Origin of the sequence: Novipirellula methanifontis, assembly GCF_052161655.1 — a bacterium.
Classification (GTDB): domain Bacteria; phylum Planctomycetota; class Planctomycetia; order Pirellulales; family Pirellulaceae; genus Novipirellula.
The window spans coordinates 2,448,339-2,468,086 of sequence record NZ_CP197418.1; the positions used below are offsets into that span (position 1 = coordinate 2,448,339).

Genomic DNA, 19,748 nt, shown 5'->3' on the forward strand with positions numbered 1-19,748 from the left:
GCAAACGTTGATTGGAACCTGTGTTTTTTGCTCACATGTAGCGAGGAAGATTACGAGGCCGACTGCTCTGCGGTCGGCTGCAAATCGCATAACGCGGGGAAGAAGATCGTGAATTCGGTTCCCGTTCCCACGGAGGATTGCAAATCGATGGCACCACCGTGTTGTTCAATAATTCCCAACACCGTTGCTAACCCCGCCCCTTGTCCACTCGCTTTGGTAGTAAAAAACGGGTCAAAGATACAACGGAGAGTCTCCGGTGCGATCCCGTTTCCATTGTCCTTAACCGAGACGTAAACATGGTCGCCGGGTTGGATTTTCCCACCAAACAGAAAGCCATCGATATCCGCTTGCTCGACTCGTTTGGTTGCGATGTCAATCCTGACTGCACCTGATTCGCCGATGGCTTCCACCGCGTTAGTCATCAAGTTCAATAACACTTGGGAAATTGCAGTACCATCGCCGAGAACATACGGTGTATTGGCGGCAGTGTTTACATCAATGCGGATGTCATTCTTGGTAGCGGATCCGACGAGGCTCGCAACCTTGGTTGCGGCTTGAGCGAGGTCGACCTGTTGCGTTTGTGATTGCGATTGTCCCGCAAACGTCAGCATCTGTTTGCACAAAGCGGATGCCATCTCCGCCGCGTGGACGACTTGATCGAGGTTGTCTTTTGCAACGCTCGCGGAAGGCGCGTTGAAGTTGCACAATTCCGCATTGGTCATAATCACGGTTAGCAAGTTGTTGAAATCATGCGCGATTCCACTGGCGAGCTTGCCGAGACTTTCAAACTTTTGCTGATTTTGAATCTGCAATTCTCGTTTGCGCGACCGCTCTTTTTGCTTCTCCCGTTCAATCACCAGTGCTAACGTGCGTGCAACACGCTCTAAACTAACGAGATCCTCTGGGGCGGTGGTGTTTGGATTGTTTGATGCAAGACAGATCGTGCCGAGGGCGGTGTTGGTGCTGTCCGTGATCGGCATCGAACCAATCGTTTTGATACCAATGGGAGCGCTGAAAGCTGCGGTCGCAGCAAACTCGTGACTCGACCAAACGTCTTGGACAAATAGAAAGGAACCCGATTTCATCGCCGCACGGCACGTGGTGGGTTCGCTCATGATCGGGAACCCAATCAGCGATTCAGTGAGCTCTTCTGGAAATGACGGTCCGACGGCCATTCGAACTGAGTTTCTCGCGTCGTCGAGCATCAGTATCAAACTGCGGCGAGTAGGGAACGCGATGTCCAATTTCCCCGCGACAAGCGCGAGCAGCGATTCGACTGTGGTTCCTTCCGCGGCGCATTTAAAAATCTCTTTCTCGAGATTCATCAACTCGACTTGCTGCCGCTCGATCGTCGTGTCGCGTACCGTTCCCACCGCACGTATCTTTTCACCATCTTGGTTCCATTGGCAAGCAGAACCTTCGAGGCGGATCCAACGAAATTCGCCATCCTTTTTGCGTATCCGGAATTCGTAATCAAACGTGTCCGGGAATTCCAACATCGCGTCGAGTTGCTTGAGATCCTCTGGGTGCATTAATGCACGGACGCCCATTACGGATGAATCAAGCTCGCCTTCACGATAGCCAAGGATTCGCAAGTATTCGGCATCCCGAATCACTTGTTTGTTAACAATATCGAAATCCCAAACACCAAACTGGCTTCCCTTCAGCGCCAACGCATAACGGGTTCGCACCGCAGCAAGTGCATTTTGGTCGTTGTACCAATCGGTAATATTAGTGAGCGAGTTGATGGTGTACGTCTTGTCGGCATTTGTGATCATACAGAAATTGGCACGTACATAAATCCGCTTACCCTTCAGAGTGACAAGGGCGACGTCCGTGCTATAGGAAGTATCGTGCCGATGCAGCGATTGCAGGTACCCAATCAGCCTCGGAATCGACTCCGGCAAAAAGATTTCGGATAATCGACTATTTAATTCCGTCATCGATTCCGCTTCAAACAAATCGACGGCGCTCTGGTTGGAAGAAAGCGTCTGGATGCCCGACAAGAGTTCCGATAAGAACGCGGGATCACTTAGGATCGTCTCCGTCAGCGATAGGTCAGAAGACTCTTGGTATTGGCTCAATCGATCGACGAGCTCTGTTACATCATCGATGATCACCGCCGTTTTTATTGACTCGACTAGAAAACGTGTTGGGTTTTCTATGGAAGTCAAAAATTCAGGGATCTGTAACATCGAGTGTACTTTGGGTGATAAAGTGCTCCGGCGCGACCGCACGCACATCAGTGTAGCAAGTCCCCAGTTCGGTTGCACGCCAATACCTCGCCAACCGACACCTCTCCCACTCTTTCCGTGCGATCGGATTTTCGAACGGAATACACTGAAGACCGCACCTGGCTGCCCTCTCTCCCTATTCGTCAATGCAACAACAGGGGGTTGCCGCAGAATAAGATGGGAGTGAATGCAGTCAGTACCGGGGGCGTACAGGAATGCGAGGCACCCTAACGGCGAACACCAGCCATCCGTCAGGGGTGGTAGTAGTGCCGATCCGATAGCCATTTTACGACGGGCAGCGGAAAGAGAATCCCACCTGCGTTGCAGAGATGAATCGTGGCATACTAAGAAACTGGTACACAAGGCTCGGGCAACCGACGACCTAGCGAAGTGCAGGTCGTGATCCAGGCATGCGGCGGGCGATTACGATTCGGAATATCGAATCCGAAGCCGTGTACGTTGACTATGCCGCGTGTCGATCTTGTCCAGTGCGACGACTGAGCGATTCGATGCGTTGGCGAACCATCGCGTGAGGCCCCGTCTCCGTCGTCGTTGAATCGCGATACCAAGTTCGCGTTTTGATGGACTCGAGAATTTGGTCGGCAACGATCACCGCTCTCGCGCCAGCTTCACCGTTAACAGCGGGAGAGATTCCGGTTTGAATGCTGATCGCAAAGTCGTGAAGTTCGTCGAGGATTGCGTTCCGCGGCTCCAGTTCTTTGGTCACACACTTCAGCGACTCGGTAAAGATTTGATCCGCACAAACAAGCGGGTTTTCCACTTCGTTATCGAGATCAAATGTACGCTCTACGACCGATGCACTTGGGCAAACCGACGTCAAACTTGGTTTCCCAAAGTCGATATCCGCAAATCCGTTGGCACCGAAAATCTGCATTTGCCGAGCCGGTGTTGGGCTCAGTCGAGATGCCTTCAAGTTCGCAACAAGTCCGCACTCGAATTCGATACGAGTTTCCGCGATGTCTTCATGACTGCTGATCACCGACATGCCGCTGGCGGAGACCGAACGCACAGGTGCATTGGTGAGAGACAAGACAAGATCCAGGTCGTGGATCATCAAATCCATGACCACGCCGACATCAAGACAACGACCTGGGAACCGTGAGGCACGAACCGCTTCGACGTACTTTGCGTCGACCGCCAAGTCTTCCAATGCAGCGAACGCAGGGTTAAAACGTTCGACGTGTCCGACTTGCAGTGTCAAGTTACGGCTTCTCGCTAGATTGGCGAGTCGTTGAGCATCGGGGCCATTTGCCGCCAATGGTTTTTCGACGAACGCGTGTTTGCCAGCCTTCAGCAAATCGGTGGCGATTTCCGCGTGCAAATCGGTCGGAGCGGCAACCACCGCAGCATCGATTTTGGGGATGCACTGGCGATAATCGGCAAACGTGGGAACTGAAAACAGTTCTTTCACTTTCGCACGAGCTTGCTCAAATGGATCGGTCACAGCAACTAACTCGACACCGTCGACTTGTTGCAACAATTTGGCGTGGATGCGTCCTAGATGACCTGCACCGATGACTGCGATTCGTAACCGACTCACGCTGCTTTTCTCCTCCGGTCGCGACCACGGCCTTTTTGACCGGCAACCGTTGTGTCCATGAAATTGAACAACTCGCGTAGCACAGGTCGAATGGGGCCTGTCGCCAGCAGCTGTTCTTTCGCTGCATCGAGTCCCACATAGGATCGATAAAGTAGTTTGTACGCTTTGGTTAGGATTTCGATGTCTTCTTTTGGAAATCCGTGTCGCTTCATTCCGATCGTGTTGACCGCACGCGGTTTGGCGGGCTGACCATCGACGATGATGTACGGCGGCACGTCGTGAAGCACACGCGCCATCGCACTGATGAAGCTCATGTTTCCAACCGACGCAAAATGGACAATGCCAACACCACCAGCGATGGTGATGTCGTTGCCGATATGAGCATGGCCGCCGATCATGACATTGTTGGCCATCACGTTGCGGTCGCCGACTTTGCAGTCGTGAGCGATGTGCGTGTGTGCCATGAAGTAGTTGTTGTGCCCCACACGTGTAATGCCGTCTTCTTTTTCCGTCGCGCGGTTGACGGTGCAGTACTCGCGGAAGACGTTTCCGTCGCCAATCTGTACCTGCGTTGGGGTGCCCTTGTAGCTTGTGTCTTGCGGGTCCGCACCGATCACGCAGCCTGGGAACACATGGTTTTCTTCGCCAAGCGAGGTCACGCCGGACATGACAACATGGTCTTCGAGCAGAGTGTCGTCACCGATGCTGACATCCGGACCGATCACGCAGAAGTGACCAATGCGAACATTCGTCCCTAACTTAGCACGTGGGTCAACCACCGCAGTCTGAGCAATCTGGGTACTCATGATTCGGCTCCAAACATCTCTCGGTTGTAATCACACAACCGCACGGGAAAACAACTGCTTTGGCTAAGCAACATTTCGGTGCGATTGTGAAATCTGGGTTAGGGGAATCTGCGAGGCTGCGAGCTCAGCGAGTCGTTGAGCCATGCGGCCGTTAAGGTTGTGTCCGCCTCGATAGGAAACAAAGTTCCCGATCAATTCAACATTGGCAAGTGCCAAGTCACCGATCAGATCAAGCACTTTGTGCCGGGCACATTCGTCGCGGAATCTTAATTCATTTTCAATCGGACCGTTGTCGCCGATCACCAACAAGTCTTGATTGGTGACATGCGATGCGACCCCTTGCTCTCGAAGCACTTGAGCCTGGGCTTCCGTGACAAATGTTCGAGCTGGAGCAACATCACGAATAAATCGTTCCGGTGTCATTCGCAGTGTGAACGTTTGATCAAAGATCGGCGAAGGACCGTCAAAACTCAAGCGATACTCGTACGAAGTATGACCATCTTCCGCAGGTGTTGCTTCGATCCACCCGGCAGGTGATTCGACGTAGATACGCTCACGCAGCGTCAAGCGACGCTTTGCTTGCGATTGAATGATTAGCCCCGCAGTGCGCAACGCGTCAACAAATGCAGCGGCACTGCCATCAAGTCCCGGCAATTCCTCGGCATCGATTTCGACCAAACAATTGTCGATCTCGAGTCCCACCAGGGCAGCCATCAAATGTTCGATCATCTCGAAGCGGGCATCGCCATCGTGCAAGTTGGTGCGAAGATTAGCATCATGTCGTTTTTCGACAGACGCTTGGCACATCGGAGCGGCTGGTAGATCGCTTCGGACCAAGCGGATTCCAGTCCCCACGGGTGCTGGGTGCATCACAACACGCACGTCTCGACCGCTCCAGTAGCCTCGGCCACGGACCTCGCACGAAACCGCGATTGTGTGTTCGTTGCGTGATGGTGTCACGCTTCGGCCTCCCCTGCCGTGCCCACTCTCACATCCTTGCGAGAGCCTTGTTTGTATATTGAAATCGCAGCATTCATGTTCGTTAGAAAATCGAATACGGCGAGAATTCCAATCCATGGCATTTGAGTCATTTCAAATGCCACAGGTCGGTTTCCATTGACGGATCTCGGCAATCGAGATCCATGCCTTTCTTTACGCATTGATGCACTTGGCACCGTGCGGTTTAGCGGGTTGTGCCCGCTGCGCCACGCTTAGCAACGTCTTCTTGGATCGCTTTGTCCAAGTACTGCATCACACCCTTGGTCATGTCGAGTGCTTCGTCATGATAGACGATGTTCTTCATGACGCCACGGATGACGGAGTCACCTCTTTCAAGATCCATCTCTTCGCTGTTGTAGCGAAGGACCATGTTGATCTTGTAGTGCTGAGCCAAGAATTGAACGCCCGATGCGATCCGTTGGTAGTTCTCGAAATAAATTCGTGCTTCGGCATCGGCAAGCTCTTTACGCTTGCGAGCCATGTCCAAACGAAGCTTCGATTCCATCGATGCAACTTGTTCTTCTTGCGAGGTGTAGTCAGGAGTGCCTACTTTGAACGTTTTGAGGCGTTCGGCAGCCTGCTTTAGCTCTTCGCGTTTGCCTTGAAGCTGAGCATCATAACTCTTCAAATCACCTTCGACTCGCTCGACTTGAGCTTTGATGCCGGGGTGGTTCTTGAAGATGTAAGCAACGTCAACCACGGCAACGCGGTGACCGCTTGATGCGGATGCTTCCTGTGCCGTGGCGACACTAGGGACGACGGCTGTCATGGTAAGGATGGCCACTAGAATGGCCGATACACAGTTAAATCGCACGTCCGCTCTCCTTGCGTTATGGGTGCGCAGTCTTGACTCGACGCAAATGCAAACACTCGTGTACGTGGCGTCCATCGCCATCGCCGAGACATTCACGTCGTCTCTGTCCGAACTGCGATGCGACTCGCAGTACTGACTCGTCCGGAATTGTGTCAGCCGCATCGATCGCCGTAAAGACTAATCTGTGCGGTTCTGAGTAACCCCGAACAAAATTTGACATAAATTGTTTGTGTTGTATTTGCTTGCTAACCGCCGGGACGTGTGTCCAAACGGATCTCAAACTCTAACGGTTTTCCGTCCCGCGTCAGCGATACTTTTAACGCATCACCCGGCGAGCGATGGCGTAGTAAATCCAACACGTCGACAGCTGTCCGTACCGACTTTTTCCCCAATCGATCGAGACGATCGCCCGGCATTAAACCGGTGCGTTCTGCGGGACCACCCGAAGTCAGACCCGAAATCACCACATGATCGGATCGATCTTGTAATGAAACTCCCATAAATGCCGTCAATTGACGACGAATCTGGACCCGTTTCTCGGTCTCGGCATATCTCGGACGCTCTTCGCGTGTCGCCAAATCAAACGCGACATCAGAAACCATATCGGTTATTCGGGTTAGACCACCGTAATCGATTTTGTCGGAATCATCACTTGGGCGATGATAATCGTTGTGAAGCCCCGTGAAGAAAAATAAAACCGGGACACCTACTTCGTAAAACGACTGGTGATCGCTCGGCCCATATCCGCTCGGAACTTTCATCAAGTCAAATTGATAGCGTTGGTTCAGTCCATCCACCAATTGCTCGAGCCCATCGCCGGAACCCGTTCCGTAAACCGTCAGTTCGTTGTCACGGAGTCGACCCACCATGTCCAAGTTGATCATGGCAACCGTCGAATCAAGCGGAAAGCGTGGATGGCGAGCATAGTATTTACTGCCAACTAATCCGCGTTCCTCGCCGGTGAAGCCAATGAAGACAACCCGTCGATGTGATTCATGCTCACTGAGACGTTCAACCAAAATCGAAGCTGATGCTATCATCGCTGATGTACCGCTAGCATTGTCATCGGCGCCGTTGTGGATGGCGACAGTCCCCGGAGCAAGAGATCCATAGCCGCCCATTCCCACATGATCATAGTGAGCACCGACGACAATCGTCTCGTTTGCAAGTCGGCCTCGCCCAACAAGCTCTCCAATAACATTCGATGTGCTAGCATTAGGAGATTGCAATTCAACACTGATGCTAGCGTTGACATCGGGAAGCACCATGCTTTCAGGACGATACGTGCTATCAATCCGCTTTTCGATTTCGGCTAGGCGACGTCCTGTGGTCCGCTGCAAGACGAGATCAAAGCGATTACGTGCCAGCGAAACAACGGGAATGCTTTTCCGTTCCGGCTTGTCTTGATCGCGGAGGCTCGCGTTAAGATCTTCGCCGCTGACCACATCGACTTCGACGGTTGGCCCTGCTTCGGCAATCTGCATCACACCGCGATCTTTTTCCTCTACATCACTGCGAAGTCCGGTGATGATCGTTTCAATCCCCGAGATTCGCGATAGCAATGTTGCTCGAATATTTTTGGCTTCGACTGGCAGCCGTTCAATTTGGCCGAACACCGCCTTGAGCCGCTCATTTTCCGCAGCCAGTTTCTTTTCGGCTTCGGCGACCGAGGATTGGATGCTATTGGGATCATTGATCAGGATGACTGCCGCAGCACCGTGCTTGATCGCGTTTTCAACCTTGGTTTGAAAGTAGGCGTATTGTGAGGTCTTTGTCCCGTCAAAACGACTGCTGGCATCGTTTACACCAGGCTCTTTTCGCAAAATGACGACGATTTTGTCTTGAACGTCGAATCCCTCGTAGTCGTCGTAGTCCAGCGCCGGAGCAGTGATCCCATAGCCCACAAAAACCAGACTTCCGCTGACATTTCCCGTCGCGGAACCGATCGACATGGGATTCATCCCAGTGGAAAGGGACTCGTTGATATCAATCGAATCGGCGTCATTGCCTTGAATATCACCGCGTTCAATGTCGCGTCCCTCAATTGCGATCGAATCGGACGTTGCCCGAGTGCTGCGAATCCGCACGAAGTTGTTTTCGGACGCGCCAGCGCGTGCACCCACGGGGATTTCAAGTTTCTGAAACGGAGTGCCTTGGAACAGGTCCGTCCGCAATCCGCTTTCGATGAAACGTTTCGCCACATAATCTGCGGCAACATGAATCGCAGCGTCATCCACGCTGCGGCCCCGTAGTTCTTCGCTGGCAAGATGCATCACATCAGCGCGGAGCTGAGTTTGCCATTGGCCTTTCGAGCGAACTCCCGAAGGACTTTCGGCATGCAGAGCAGAAACCAAGAAGATCGAACCGAACAGAAAAAGCCAATTGGCTCGAAGAGTACGCATCGATCAACTCCAGTGCTCTAAACGTCTACCGCTCATCAATTTAGCGGGTTAGGTCGGTAAGTGCGATAAAAAATAATCCGACAATGCGAAACGAAACGGCGACGGTACGCTGTAACACGCCGTCGCCTTCGCCATTTAATTTGCACGGACGATGACGTAAATGATATCCGTCGTCCGCGATCGTTGCCCGCAGTACTACGCTGGTTTGACCTTTTCGTTTCGTTGGATCAGATACAGCAAAACGGGGCTTGCGACAAAGATCGAACTATAGGTTCCGACCAACACGCCCACGACCAATGCAAACGCAAAGGCGTGAATGCCCGCTCCGCCAACTGTGTATAGCAGGACAACTACGATCAAGGTTGTTATCGAAGTCAGCAACGTACGACTGAGAGTCTGATTGATACTGGTATTAATCATATCGCCGGTCAACCGAGTGGACTTGCCCTTGGTTTCACGGATACGGTCGAACACAACAATCGTATCGTTCAGCGAGTAACCGATGATCGTCAACAGAGCCGCGACGACAGTCAGGCTGATCTTGAACGGATCGATCAACAGGAATCCGAGAGCGTCGGCGAGCCAGTAACTAACCGCGATCGCACCGAGGGTGACGATAACGTCGTGTAGCAGTGCGACCACTGCCGCCAAGCCGTACATCACTCGTTGGAAACGGAACCAAATGTATCCGATGATACACAGCAAGCTGCCGAACAATGCACCAAGTGCACGTCCGATCATGTCGCCGGCGACTTGGCCACCCACGCTGCTGCTGCTAATCCAAACAGGCTTGTTGCCAAGACTATCCTTGATTTGCTCCATGATCGCATCGGCTTGAGCGAATTCCAAAGGCAATTTCACCGTCCATTCGCTGAACGAGAGTGAGGACTTCGTGTTCCACTTGTCGGCACCTTCGCCAATGGGTGTCAGTTCAATACCGCGCTCGTTCAAAGGCACATTGACTGCCTTGGCTGCGTTCATCAGCGTTTCGACCAAAGTGGGGGAGTTGATGCCGGCACCGCCATCTTCGCCTTGGATCCCAAGTTTGATCAACGCCGTGCTGTACACGATTACCCCGCGATCCGAAACCGCCGGAGTGGCGGTTGCTGCTTCGGGTTTGTCTTCATCGGCAGCAACTGTATCCGTTTCCGCTTCATCCTGAGGATAGAACACAGCCAGTCGCGTCCCGTTGATGTCACGCGAATTCATCGAAGACGAGTTCGGAGCAGCGGAAGCTTTCGGGTTCGCGGGTGAAATGTCAATCTTGTAAGTCACGAGGTTGACGGTGTCCTCTGTGGCGAATGCTTCGGAGATCTTTTCTTTTAGCTGATCGACTTGCTCGTACGACGAGTCGACCTTGTAGACCGTTCCGTTGGGGCTTGAATCCATCGTCACACCATTAACTGTGAACTGAACCGGCTCACCGTCTTCGGCGACCATCACTTCGCCAACGATCTTGCGAATCGTATCAGTTTCGGTTGGCTTGTCGACTCGGAACTGAACCGATGATCCACCGGCAAAGTCGATGTCGAAAATGCCTTGCCCGCGGGCGGCAATTGAGGCAATGCCGATTGCGACTAGCAGCGTAGAAACGGCCAAGGCGACTTTGCCTTTGCCCATGAAGTCGATGTTGTCACCGCTGGAGAACATACCACGCAATGAGTTAACGCCATCGGACATTTTCAAGGTCAAGAAGCCATGGCGTTCGGCAATGTCAAAGAACGTTCGCGACATGTAGATCGCGGTGAACATCGAGTACAAAATACCCAAGATCAAAGTGACCGCGAAACCACGAATCTGGTCGGTACCGATCGCGTACAAAACGATTGCGGTGATCAAGGTCGTTAAGTTCGCGTCGACAATCGTGACGGTCGCTTTGGCGAATCCGTTTCGAATCGCCATGCGTGATGCGGCACCCTTCTTCAGTTCCTCGCGAATACGTTCAAAAATCAGAACGTTCGCGTCAACCGACATACCGACGGTCAAAACAAGACCTGCGAGCCCAGGAAGCGTCAGCGGCTGGTTGATCAGCACCATCGTCCCCAGAATCATTCCCAAGTTCAAAACCAGCGCAATACAAGCGACCACGCCAGCGAACCGGTAATAGAACAGGATGAACACAAGAACCAGACTCAAGGACAATCCAATCGCAAAGAAACCTTTGTCGATCGTGTCTTTACCAAGCGTCGGGTCAATCTGGTTTTCAGCAATCGGTTGTGGCGTCAGTGCGGCTGGCAACTGGCCTGCTTTTAGTACCGCGACCAAATCTTGGACTTCTTCCTTAGTGAAGCTGCCCGTGATACGGCCTTCTTTACGAATCGGCTGCAGGATGTTGGGGGCAGACAGCAAGTCATCATCCAAGACGATGCCCAATTGTCGCTGCATCGTTCCCACAGGAGCGTTATTGGTTGTCAGAGCAAAGAAGCGTCCCGAACCTTCGTCGGTCAGATTAAATGCAACTGCCGGAGCACCGTTTTGGTCAAACGTGCTCGCAGCGAACGCCAAGTCGTCTCCTTTGATATCCAAGACAGGGTCGACGATCATCAATGTTTCGATGTTGTCGAGGCCTTCTTGCTGCATCCACTTGACTGTTTTGATTTCGCCGTTGTCGCCACGAACGCTGGCGGGAAGATCAATAAATTGACCGGTGTTTGGGTTACGAACGACGGCGTTGCCGATGTTAACTCGCAACGGGCGAACGCCTTGCTTTTCGATCTTCTCTTGATCGACGCGAGCCCAGCGGCCAACGATTTCGTCGTTAACGTCTCTTACAATGGTGCTAGTACGCTCGGCTTGGCTATCCGACTCGGACTGCTCCATCGCCAAATCGATGATTCGCTGATGGTCAAAACGGTTGGCGAGAATCGCAAATCGCAAAATCCCCGCTTCTTCAACACGTCGTTTGATGCGGTCGAGTTCGTCGACTTCACCCATTCCACTTGATCCGCCACTCTCGTTATCCGCACTCGATTTAGCAGGAACAATGATTTCGATCTGACTTTCGCCGTAAGGGCGAATCACGATTTCCTTGGTACCACTCGGGTTGATTCGGCGTGAAAGCGGCTCAACGAGATCTTCGGAAGTGATCAGTCGGCCTGTGTGAGTGTCTTTGCCAATATTTTTGCTCTGGTCAATCTCGTAAACCAGGATCGTTCCCCCTTGAAGGTCAACGCCGCGAGTCGGGCGTTTGTTGATCAAGACGGTCGAGCTTGCGATGATTGCTAGCAATACCAACCCCAGCCGGGTCGAGTAGTTGGGCATCTTCAGCATCTTCGCCAGCCACCCACCGAGGATGAATGGGACAATCAAAACAGCGACAGCGGCAGCAAGCCAAATGTACTGGTCGATTGAGATTCCTTCCTTTACGGGCTCGACGAGCTCGTCCGCTTGGGCAAGCGGCATCACGAAAGAATCGAAAAACGATTGGGAAAAGAAATTGCAGTCCATCGTAGGTTTCTGAATCGAAGGAGGGATTCGTCAGTCGTGCGAGTAGCGCATCATGAGCTATCGCAGAAGTAAATTAGGTTCTAGCTCTTCGTTTTGGAATCGGCATCCTTGTGATCCGATCCCTTATTCTCTTTGTTTGGGTCGATGACACGAGCAATTGCCGTGAAATTGACTTTAATTCGCGTGTTGTTGTTGTCGTCCACTCGTAGCGTCAGCGTGTTGTTCTCGGATGAGGTCGAAACCACGGTGCCGTGGATTCCGCCCGCCGTTACGACGCGGTCATTCTTCTTCAACGTGGACAACATCTTCGCTTCTTCTGCTTTTCGGCGACGTTCCGGAGCGATGAAGATCTGGAAGGCTAAGAAAAATAGAATCACAAAGGGCAGAAAAGGATTGTTAAATAATTGCTGAAACCAACTCAGCTCCTCGGGCGCAGCACCCTCTTCAGCCAAAATGCCGACCATGAAAGCAGTCAATTCGGATGCGATTGGAGTGATACCAAGGTAGACTTCAGCAAACAAAAACACGTCCTTTACGCAATCAGCGGTATCATGTAACCCTACTGAAATGGGCATCAGTAGAGCCGCGCAGCCTCCACTAGGGCTGGGTCAGCGAATGCGGCATGATATGGAAGCGAAAAAAACGTCACAAGCCCAGCACGGCGGTTATTACGTCTCCGAAGCCCACTTCGTTACCCAAGGCGTCACTATAGCCAGTTAGGGTGACCGCACCCTGCAGCCCCGATCCTTGACCAGACCCTCGTTTTTGGCAACCAAATGAGGTGTCTCCCCCTTCCTGTTTTGCCAGATTTCACCATCCGTATGTCTTTCTCGATCCCTGCGTGGCCTCGCCAAACCCCCGAGATATCCAAATCGGTGATGCAATGCATGCAAACCGGGGACTGGGGGCAGTACGAAAGTCAGGCGAAAAATGAGCTAATTACGGCGTTGCAAGCGTTTTTCCAGGTCGAGCAGGTGCGATTGTGCTGTAGCGGAACCGCTGCAATCGAGCTTTCCCTGCGGGCCGCTGGGGTTGCTAGCGGTGACGAGGTGATTGTTTGTGCGTTCGATTACCCAGGAAATTTTCGTTGTATCGAATTACTTGGTGCCAAACCGGTACTGGTCGATGTGTCGCCAACGAACTTTGGGCCTGACGTTCAATCGGTGGCTGCCGCGGCAAGCGATCGAGTGCGTGCGGTCATTGCATCGCATTTGTATGGCCATGCCTGCGACATTGCGTCGCTGCGAGAATTGTGTGATGCAAACCGCTGGGTGTTGATCGAAGATGCCTGCCAGACCCCTGGATTGAGGGTCGGGGGAAGGCCCGCAGGATCGTTTGGGCATTTGGCGACACTCAGCTTTGGCGGCAGCAAGCCGCTGACGTCCGGAAATGGTGGGGCGGTGTTGACGAGCGAAAATCGCTTCGCCGCTCGGCTTGCCGGATTTATCGATCGACCGAGTGATGCGTTTGCTTTGAGCGCGTTGCAGGCCAGCGTGCTGGTGCCCCAGCTTGAGGGGCTGGCTGCCCTGAACGAGCAGCAAAACCAAATTGCCCGACGAATCGGCCAGGAGTTTGATTCGCAAGATGCGATTTTGCAGTGCCTGCCGGAAATCAGCGAAGGAGTCGAGCCTGCATATTACAAGTTAGCGCTGCGTGCGGATTCGATGGCCCACCGTGATCGTTTGATCGCCACGGCGCTACAGTGCAATATGCCGCTGGGAACTGGGTTTCGCTCGATGGGCCGCTCAAGCGAGCGACGCTGCCGCAAACCGGTTCCGCTCGAGCAAGCTGAGTTGCTCGCGAATCAAATCTGCGTACTTGATCATCGCGCACTTTTGATCGACGAAGCAGACGTTTCCGAACTTTGTCAGATATTAAGGAAGTTATGAAACTACTGATCACTAACGACGACGGCATCGATGCCCCGGGCTTGGTGGCTCTGGTCGAGTCCGTCTTTTACGCGATGGGCAATCAGGTTGAAGTGATTGTGGTAGCGCCCGACCGTGGACGCAGTGAATGTGGCCACAGCGTGACCAACGGGCGACCGCTTGTCGTCAAGTCAGTCCGCCCCAATTGGTTCCAGATCGATGGAACGCCGGTGGATTGTGTTCGTGCCGGATTAGGCGTACTGGCCGAAGGTGCCGATGCAGTGATCTCCGGTGTCAATGCAGGTGCGAACCTAGGAGTTGATTTGCACGTCAGCGGGACGTTTGCGGCAGCACGCGAAGCGGCGATCTCGGGTGTCCCTGCACTCGCCGTGTCGCACTACCGTCGTCCCGATATCGAGAAAACGTGGGATCACGTTCCACGTTGGACAAAAGAAACGATCGAAGAATTCCTACAGATTTCACGACAACGACAAGACTCGCCGCTGCTTTGGAACCTCAACTTGCCCGCTATTGATCCCGCGATCGAGCAACCGCGACGGGTTCGCTGTGATGTCGATTGGGAACCGATGACGCGCACGGCACACCATCGCGAATCCGAGATCCATTTCGAAAGCGATTTCCATGGGCGACCGCGGAAACCAGGGTTGGATGTCGAGCAATGCTTCGGCGGGGCCATCACGCTCTCAGACATCCGCTTGGATCGTCACCTGGGCTGACGCATCTTACGAAGTTTCCGATGGCAGCCGCTCGCGTCCGAGCGAGTAACGTAGCGCGGCCTCGAGATCTGTAAAACGGAATGTGTAACCCGATCGCTGCAGTACGCCGGGTACCACTCGAGTGCTGGCCAGTAGTAACGCGTCGGCCATCTCGCCAAGCGCCAGTCGCAATCCAAACGCAGGAGCCGATATGAGCGGCGGTCGGTTCAACACGCGTCCCAGCGTTTGCGTAAATCCCGTGTTGGTAATCGGTTCGGGCGAGACAAAGTTCACCGGGCCGGAAATGTCCGCTGTCTGAACGCAGTGATAGATTGCTCCGAGCACATCATCCAGGGCAATCCAGCTCCACCACTGTTTGCCACTGCCAAGCTTGCCACCCATCATCTTTGCCGGCAACAACATTTGCTCGAGTGCCCCCCCAGCGACGGAAAGTACCAAGCCAAACCTTGCATTGACCACGCGAATTCCCGCATCGATCGCCGGTTGGCAAGCTGCTTCCCACTCAGTCGCAACTTCGGCTAAATAGTCGTCACCGTGGCTTGAAGCTTCATCGAGCACGGTGTCGCCACGGTCGCCGTAGATTCCGGTTGCCGATGCACAGATCAACACTTTGGGCTTTTGCTCAAGCGACGCAAGTGATTCACAGAGTTGGCGTGTTTTAATCACGCGGCTGTCTCGAATCTCTTGCTTGATTTTCTCGGTCCACCGTCCACCCGCGATCGACTTGCCCGCCAAATGGACAACGACATCGATGTCATTGAATTTTTCGATCTCTGCGGCAGCATCCCAAGCGGCGATCGAATCCGAGCCTTCTTGCGACCGCACAATGGGAGTCGTTTCGTGGCCCAGCAATTTCAGAAGACTGGCAAGGTTTGAGCCCACTAGACCGCTCGATCCTGAGATCGCAAAACGCAACCGGTCCGACGGATAGCGACTGGCCAAATGTAAATCGTCCCTTGTGATTCGATGACGATAAGCAAACATCGATTCAATCTTTTTTTGCACGACAGCATTGCCAAACAGGTTACCGATCGCCCCGGCGGGCAATTCGTATTCAATGGAGTCGGTTAGTGTCGAGCCAGCTTCGGTATCTGTCGCTTGTGGATCGCGAAACTCGTGACGATGATCCCAACTGGCAAACGGACCGGAAACCTGAGTGTCTGCAAAAAGATGAGGCGGATCGTACTGAACATGTCGAGCGACCCAGCGTAGCGGGATTCCAGCAAAGCTCGTTTTCAAAACCAGCTCGCTGCCAACCGTGATGCTTTCGTCGCTTGACTCAAGCGACACCTTTTCCCATGGCGGTGTGAGTCGCTGCAAGGCTCCCGGACGCTCGTGATAAGCGAAGGCTTCCGTAGCCGAAACGGGCAGTGAGGTACTGACGCGGTACTGATGTTTTCGGCCCATGAGCGATTTCGATTTGCTTGATTTATGTAACTTGTGCCGCAGTGGCAATCGCTTCATCGTAACGTCGCAACACTATCTTAGGGCCGCCGGAACATTAAGTGGTGGGATGACTCGTAGCGGAAGTCGTCAAGACTTTCGTGAATCGCCAAACAGGTCGAAACTCTTGACGAGTTCCGCTACATCCGTAATTGTTCCGATGGATCTTAGTTGTCCAGTTCCGCCAAACAAACATCGCTGGCCATCAAACGCAATTTCTCCATCGCCCGACTCTCTAGCTGACGAACTCGCTCCTTGCTGATTCCGAGTCGATCGGCCAATGCCTGCAGCGTTCGAACTTTGCGGTGAGGCCCCAACGAGAAGCGAGCTCGAATGATCAATTTTTCTCGACGGTCGAGATCGTCCAACATCTCAGCAAGCCGCCGGCGAAGTTCATGCCAACGAGTCTCGCTGATCGACGATTCCGAACCCTCATCGCTGATTTCCAAGTTCATGTCCTGTAACCCGCCCATCACTTTCTGACGCTCTTGCTGGTTTAGCACGACGGTGCGGTATGCGTTTCGGCGGACCACCTGAGTCGCATAGGTGCTGAAGCGAAAGCCACGATCGTAGTCAAATTTTTCCACTGCTCGCATCAACGCGATGATTCCGTCGCTCAGCAATTCATCAAATGAATTGTTTGTATTCACAAACTTTTTAACGATCGAAAAGACTAAGCGTAAATTGGCTTCGACAATTCGATCGCGGTGCCAATGCGCCAACGCGATCAGTCGATCGATCAACGCTAACCGAGCACGCGACGGACGCTTTGGGTTCAATAGCCGGCGATGCATTGCTGCTTGGTGCAGCAAAAAGTTCATGCGTTGAAACAGCGCCACTTCCTGGTCGGGCTTCAACAGCGGCGCTTCGCACAAACGGCCGAGATGAATCGGCAGGTCCGCTCCGCTTCGAGCGACAATCTTCGCTCCTGTGTTTGGCTTGGGTGCAGCAAGGTCCAGCGGTGGAGCGAAGACAACCTCACCCCTCTTCGAGTCGGCGAACTCTTTGTTGGCGATGAAGCTGATCTCGTGGCGAAGCTGCATCTTAATACGCCGCACCAGTTCTTGTTTCTCCATTGATTCATAATCGGTCAAGTACGGCTCGATCGAGGTCAACGCCGCCGCCAATTCGCTCGAGCGAATCCAACCTCCAGCCCGCGCGGGTATTACTGCTGGTTCTTCCTTGTGACCGACAGCCGACTCAGCTTGATGCTGAAGTTTCGCGACTGAATGTTCGGAAGCTGAAGAGTCGCTTGAAACCAAAATCGACGTAGACATAAAGATCACAGGGGGTTGGAATTATATTGGGTTGGCGACCGCGAAAAGCTCGACAACGAGCTAAACGGGCGAGGCCGAGACACCCTTACGCAAAGTGCAGGCCAAATAACGAACTGAAGCAAGAGAACGTTTAGAACGTACAAAACGTTCAATTCGTTATACCGTCGCCATCTCAATGAAACAACGCAAAAAACACTGCAATGGCGGAACATTCCTTGCTCCATCACCAGAAAACCAAGAAAACGACGTTTTTCCTTGGTTATAATCCGTTTTGCCTGTTGGCGAATTTTACCCGACTCCTACAATCACTGGCGATTCGGAATTCGATCGCAAAACGTTCGAAACGGTCAAAACAAGTCCGGCGTGGACGTTTTCTACTCAACCTCGTCCGTTTCTTCGCGATTCAAAAAGTTGCCCTCCTGGAACCGATCCTGTGGCTGTTCGACAACCTCACTACTCTCCCAAGCAAGTCGCCGATGCACTGCAAGTCAGCGAATCCTCGGTCAAGCGTTGGTGCGATCGCGGCACCATTCCGACCATTCGTACCGTAGGCGGCCATCGGCGTATCGCATTAGATGGGCTGCAAACCTTCCTGACTCAGGCCGATCGTGCGTTGGTCAACCCGGACGTGCTCGGGCTGCCCGCACTGTTGTCATGCCGAAAATCAGAGATTTCTGGAGCCGAGACCGACTACCAGCGTCGTTTTCGTAGCGCCATGGCGGTCGGTGATGAACCAACATGTCGCAAAATCCTCCAAAACCAGATCGAACATCGTCAAAGTGAGCGGGGGCAAACCCGTGCCGAAATCGCGGAATTACTGATCGCCGACGCAATGCACGGACTCGGCGAAGCGTGGTGCAGCAACGAATTGGACGTCTACCAAGAGCGGCGAGCTTGTGGGATTGCCCATCAGTTGATCAGCGAATTGACCGCGACATTGCCGCCGCCAAAATCGACGGCGCTCACCGCGGTGGGTGGGGCACCCGAAGGCGATCACTATCAATTGCCGATGATGCTGGTTCAGTTGGCTCTCCGTGAAATGGGCTGGAATTCGGTTTGCCTGGGGAACCATTTGCCGCTGCAAAGTTTCGTTCAGGCTGCCCATGACTATCAAACCGATCTGGTTTGGCTGAGCGTTTCCGCGATGACGGATGCCGCTGCATTTATTGCCCAGGAAACCAAACTGGCTGCCGATCTCGGCGAGCACATTCCGCTGCTGGTCGGTGGCCGAGCGCTCTGTGATGACATTCGGCCACGGTTACGCTATACCGCACATTGCGATAACTTGCGTCAATTCGTCGAATTAGTGGCAATGATGCAATTAAGTCTTCGACGCTAAAAATCTGAACGCGATGACGAGTAAACGCGATGCCAAGTGAGAGTGAGCGGCCCCAAGATGCAGATGCGCACGAAGATGGCCCCGGTAGAGATCGCGAAAAAGGGCCAGAGGTTTGCGAAACTTCCCAATCGCCAGAGGTCGTCAATCCTACCGCAGCGGATCCAGAATTGCTGACTCCAGACGTGATTCCCGTTGCCCGTGTTGCAGCCTCGGCACGCCAACGGTTGTATGCTCGGTCAGTCTTTTACCCTACCTTGGCTTGGAATTTCACGCTCGGACGAATTCTGCGAGTGCGGCGTTGGTGGGATTACATCGACCCAAGTGTGATCGTCGGTGCATATCCGTTCGCGCGCGATGTCGCTGGCTTATCAGTCGAAGGAGTCCGCGGAGTCGTGAATACCTGCGAAGAATATCCGGGACCGCTGAAGGCTTACGAGGCGTTTGGGATCGAGCAGTTCCACATGCCGACGACCGATTTCACGCACCCGCTATTTGAAGATGTTTGCAACGCGGTCGAGTTTGTCCAGCGGCATGTCGAGGATCAGGGGAAGGTTTATATCCACTGCAAAGCCGGTCGAGCACGAAGCGCAACAGTGGCGATTTGTTGGCTGATCAAACATCAAGGGTTATCGATCACCGAGGCCCAGGCGGTACTGTTGGCCGCGCGCCCTCATATCAATCCCCGATTGGGACAGCGTCCTGTCGTTCAAGAGTTTGCCGAACGCTGGGGCACGAAATAGATCCTTTCAGACAGGGCACGTCCGCGAGCACAACGGCTATCAGAGCCATTTGACAAATGACGTGAGATTCAAGTGGTAGCT

14 protein-coding genes are annotated in these 19,748 nt (G+C 53.3%); 4 read left to right on the forward strand and 10 right to left on the reverse strand.

Annotation, left to right across the window (positions count from 1 at the left end):
• Positions 1 to 50: 50 nt before the first annotated feature.
• The 8 genes from SH528x_RS08590 to yajC form a co-directional block, all read right to left on the reverse strand.
• A complete protein-coding gene (locus SH528x_RS08590; RefSeq protein ID WP_442510112.1) occupies positions 51 to 2,195 on the reverse strand; it encodes an ATP-binding protein in 2,145 nt (714 codons plus the stop codon).
• Positions 2,196 to 2,697: 502 nt separating this feature from the next.
• Positions 2,698 to 3,795, reverse strand: a complete 1,098-nt coding sequence (locus SH528x_RS08595) for a Gfo/Idh/MocA family oxidoreductase (protein WP_442510113.1) — start codon at positions 3,793 to 3,795, stop codon at positions 2,698 to 2,700.
• The gene (gene lpxA / locus SH528x_RS08600; protein ID WP_442510114.1) at positions 3,792 to 4,601 is read right to left on the reverse strand and encodes an acyl-ACP--UDP-N-acetylglucosamine O-acyltransferase; all 810 of its coding nucleotides are present in this window, start codon (positions 4,599 to 4,601) and stop codon (positions 3,792 to 3,794) included. Before lpxA ends, SH528x_RS08595 begins: the two co-directional genes overlap by 4 nt.
• A gap of 63 nt (positions 4,602 to 4,664) precedes the next feature.
• Positions 4,665 to 5,561, reverse strand: coding sequence for a UDP-3-O-acyl-N-acetylglucosamine deacetylase (gene lpxC / locus SH528x_RS08605; protein WP_442510115.1), 897 nt, complete (start codon positions 5,559 to 5,561; stop codon positions 4,665 to 4,667).
• A gap of 223 nt (positions 5,562 to 5,784) precedes the next feature.
• Positions 5,785 to 6,414 (reverse strand): OmpH family outer membrane protein, encoded by a 630-nt coding sequence (locus SH528x_RS08610; protein ID WP_442510116.1) that lies wholly within the window; start codon positions 6,412 to 6,414, stop codon positions 5,785 to 5,787.
• Between the two features lie 245 nt (positions 6,415 to 6,659).
• Positions 6,660 to 8,816 (reverse strand): M28 family peptidase, encoded by a 2,157-nt coding sequence (locus tag SH528x_RS08615; protein WP_442510117.1) that lies wholly within the window; start codon positions 8,814 to 8,816, stop codon positions 6,660 to 6,662.
• 195 nt (positions 8,817 to 9,011) lie between these two features.
• Positions 9,012 to 12,218 carry a protein translocase subunit SecD gene (gene secD, locus SH528x_RS08620; protein WP_442510118.1) on the reverse strand — a complete coding sequence of 1,069 codons (3,207 nt, stop codon included), beginning with the start codon at positions 12,216 to 12,218 and terminating at the stop codon, positions 9,012 to 9,014.
• A 125-nt stretch (positions 12,219 to 12,343) separates the two neighbouring features.
• On the reverse strand, positions 12,344 to 12,838 hold the full coding sequence (yajC, locus tag SH528x_RS08625) for a preprotein translocase subunit YajC (RefSeq protein WP_442510119.1): 495 nt from the start codon (positions 12,836 to 12,838) through the stop codon (positions 12,344 to 12,346).
• A 246-nt stretch (positions 12,839 to 13,084) separates the two neighbouring features.
• Here yajC and SH528x_RS08630 point away from each other — a divergent pair, with 246 nt between their 5' ends.
• Entirely contained in the window at positions 13,085 to 14,152 is a 1,068-nt protein-coding gene (locus SH528x_RS08630; protein ID WP_442510120.1) for a DegT/DnrJ/EryC1/StrS family aminotransferase, read from the forward strand.
• Positions 14,149 to 14,868 (forward strand): 5'/3'-nucleotidase SurE, encoded by a 720-nt coding sequence (gene surE, locus SH528x_RS08635; RefSeq protein WP_442510121.1) that lies wholly within the window; start codon positions 14,149 to 14,151, stop codon positions 14,866 to 14,868. Before SH528x_RS08630 ends, surE begins: the two co-directional genes overlap by 4 nt.
• Before the next feature lie 6 nt (positions 14,869 to 14,874).
• Here the strand turns inward: surE and SH528x_RS08640 are convergent, their stop codons facing one another.
• A complete protein-coding gene (locus SH528x_RS08640) occupies positions 14,875 to 16,275 on the reverse strand; it encodes a TIGR01777 family oxidoreductase (protein WP_442510122.1) in 1,401 nt (466 codons plus the stop codon).
• A gap of 203 nt (positions 16,276 to 16,478) precedes the next feature.
• Positions 16,479 to 17,588 carry a sigma-70 family RNA polymerase sigma factor gene (locus SH528x_RS08645; protein ID WP_442510123.1) on the reverse strand — a complete coding sequence of 370 codons (1,110 nt, stop codon included), beginning with the start codon at positions 17,586 to 17,588 and terminating at the stop codon, positions 16,479 to 16,481.
• Between the two features lie 433 nt (positions 17,589 to 18,021).
• Between SH528x_RS08645 and SH528x_RS08650 the strand changes: the two genes are divergently transcribed.
• The gene (locus SH528x_RS08650; RefSeq protein ID WP_442510124.1) at positions 18,022 to 18,927 is read left to right on the forward strand and encodes a helix-turn-helix domain-containing protein; all 906 of its coding nucleotides are present in this window, start codon (positions 18,022 to 18,024) and stop codon (positions 18,925 to 18,927) included.
• Positions 18,928 to 18,956: 29 nt separating this feature from the next.
• Positions 18,957 to 19,667, forward strand: coding sequence for a dual specificity protein phosphatase family protein (locus SH528x_RS08655; protein WP_442510125.1), 711 nt, complete (start codon positions 18,957 to 18,959; stop codon positions 19,665 to 19,667).
• Positions 19,668 to 19,748 lie beyond the last annotated feature (81 nt).

What these genes read in the sequence shown, in the direction of transcription:
- SH528x_RS08590 (WP_442510112.1), bottom strand. Translation starts at nt 2,195, where the DNA reads ATGTTACAGATCCCTGAATTTTTGACTTCCATAGAAAACCCAACACGT.
- lpxA (WP_442510114.1), bottom strand. Translation starts at nt 4,601, where the DNA reads ATGAGTACCCAGATTGCTCAGACTGCGGTGGTTGACCCACGTGCTAAG.
- SH528x_RS08615 (WP_442510117.1), bottom strand. Translation starts at nt 8,816, where the DNA reads ATGCGTACTCTTCGAGCCAATTGGCTTTTTCTGTTCGGTTCGATCTTC.
- secD (WP_442510118.1), bottom strand. Translation starts at nt 12,218, where the DNA reads ATGCCGCTTGCCCAAGCGGACGAGCTCGTCGAGCCCGTAAAGGAAGGA.
- yajC (WP_442510119.1), bottom strand. Translation starts at nt 12,838, where the DNA reads ATGCCCATTTCAGTAGGGTTACATGATACCGCTGATTGCGTAAAGGAC.
- SH528x_RS08630 (WP_442510120.1), top strand. Translation starts at nt 13,085, where the DNA reads ATGTCTTTCTCGATCCCTGCGTGGCCTCGCCAAACCCCCGAGATATCC.
- surE (WP_442510121.1), top strand. Translation starts at nt 14,149, where the DNA reads ATGAAACTACTGATCACTAACGACGACGGCATCGATGCCCCGGGCTTG.
- SH528x_RS08640 (WP_442510122.1), bottom strand. Translation starts at nt 16,275, where the DNA reads ATGGGCCGAAAACATCAGTACCGCGTCAGTACCTCACTGCCCGTTTCG.
- SH528x_RS08645 (WP_442510123.1), bottom strand. Translation starts at nt 17,588, where the DNA reads ATGTCTACGTCGATTTTGGTTTCAAGCGACTCTTCAGCTTCCGAACAT.
- SH528x_RS08655 (WP_442510125.1), top strand. Translation starts at nt 18,957, where the DNA reads ATGCCAAGTGAGAGTGAGCGGCCCCAAGATGCAGATGCGCACGAAGAT.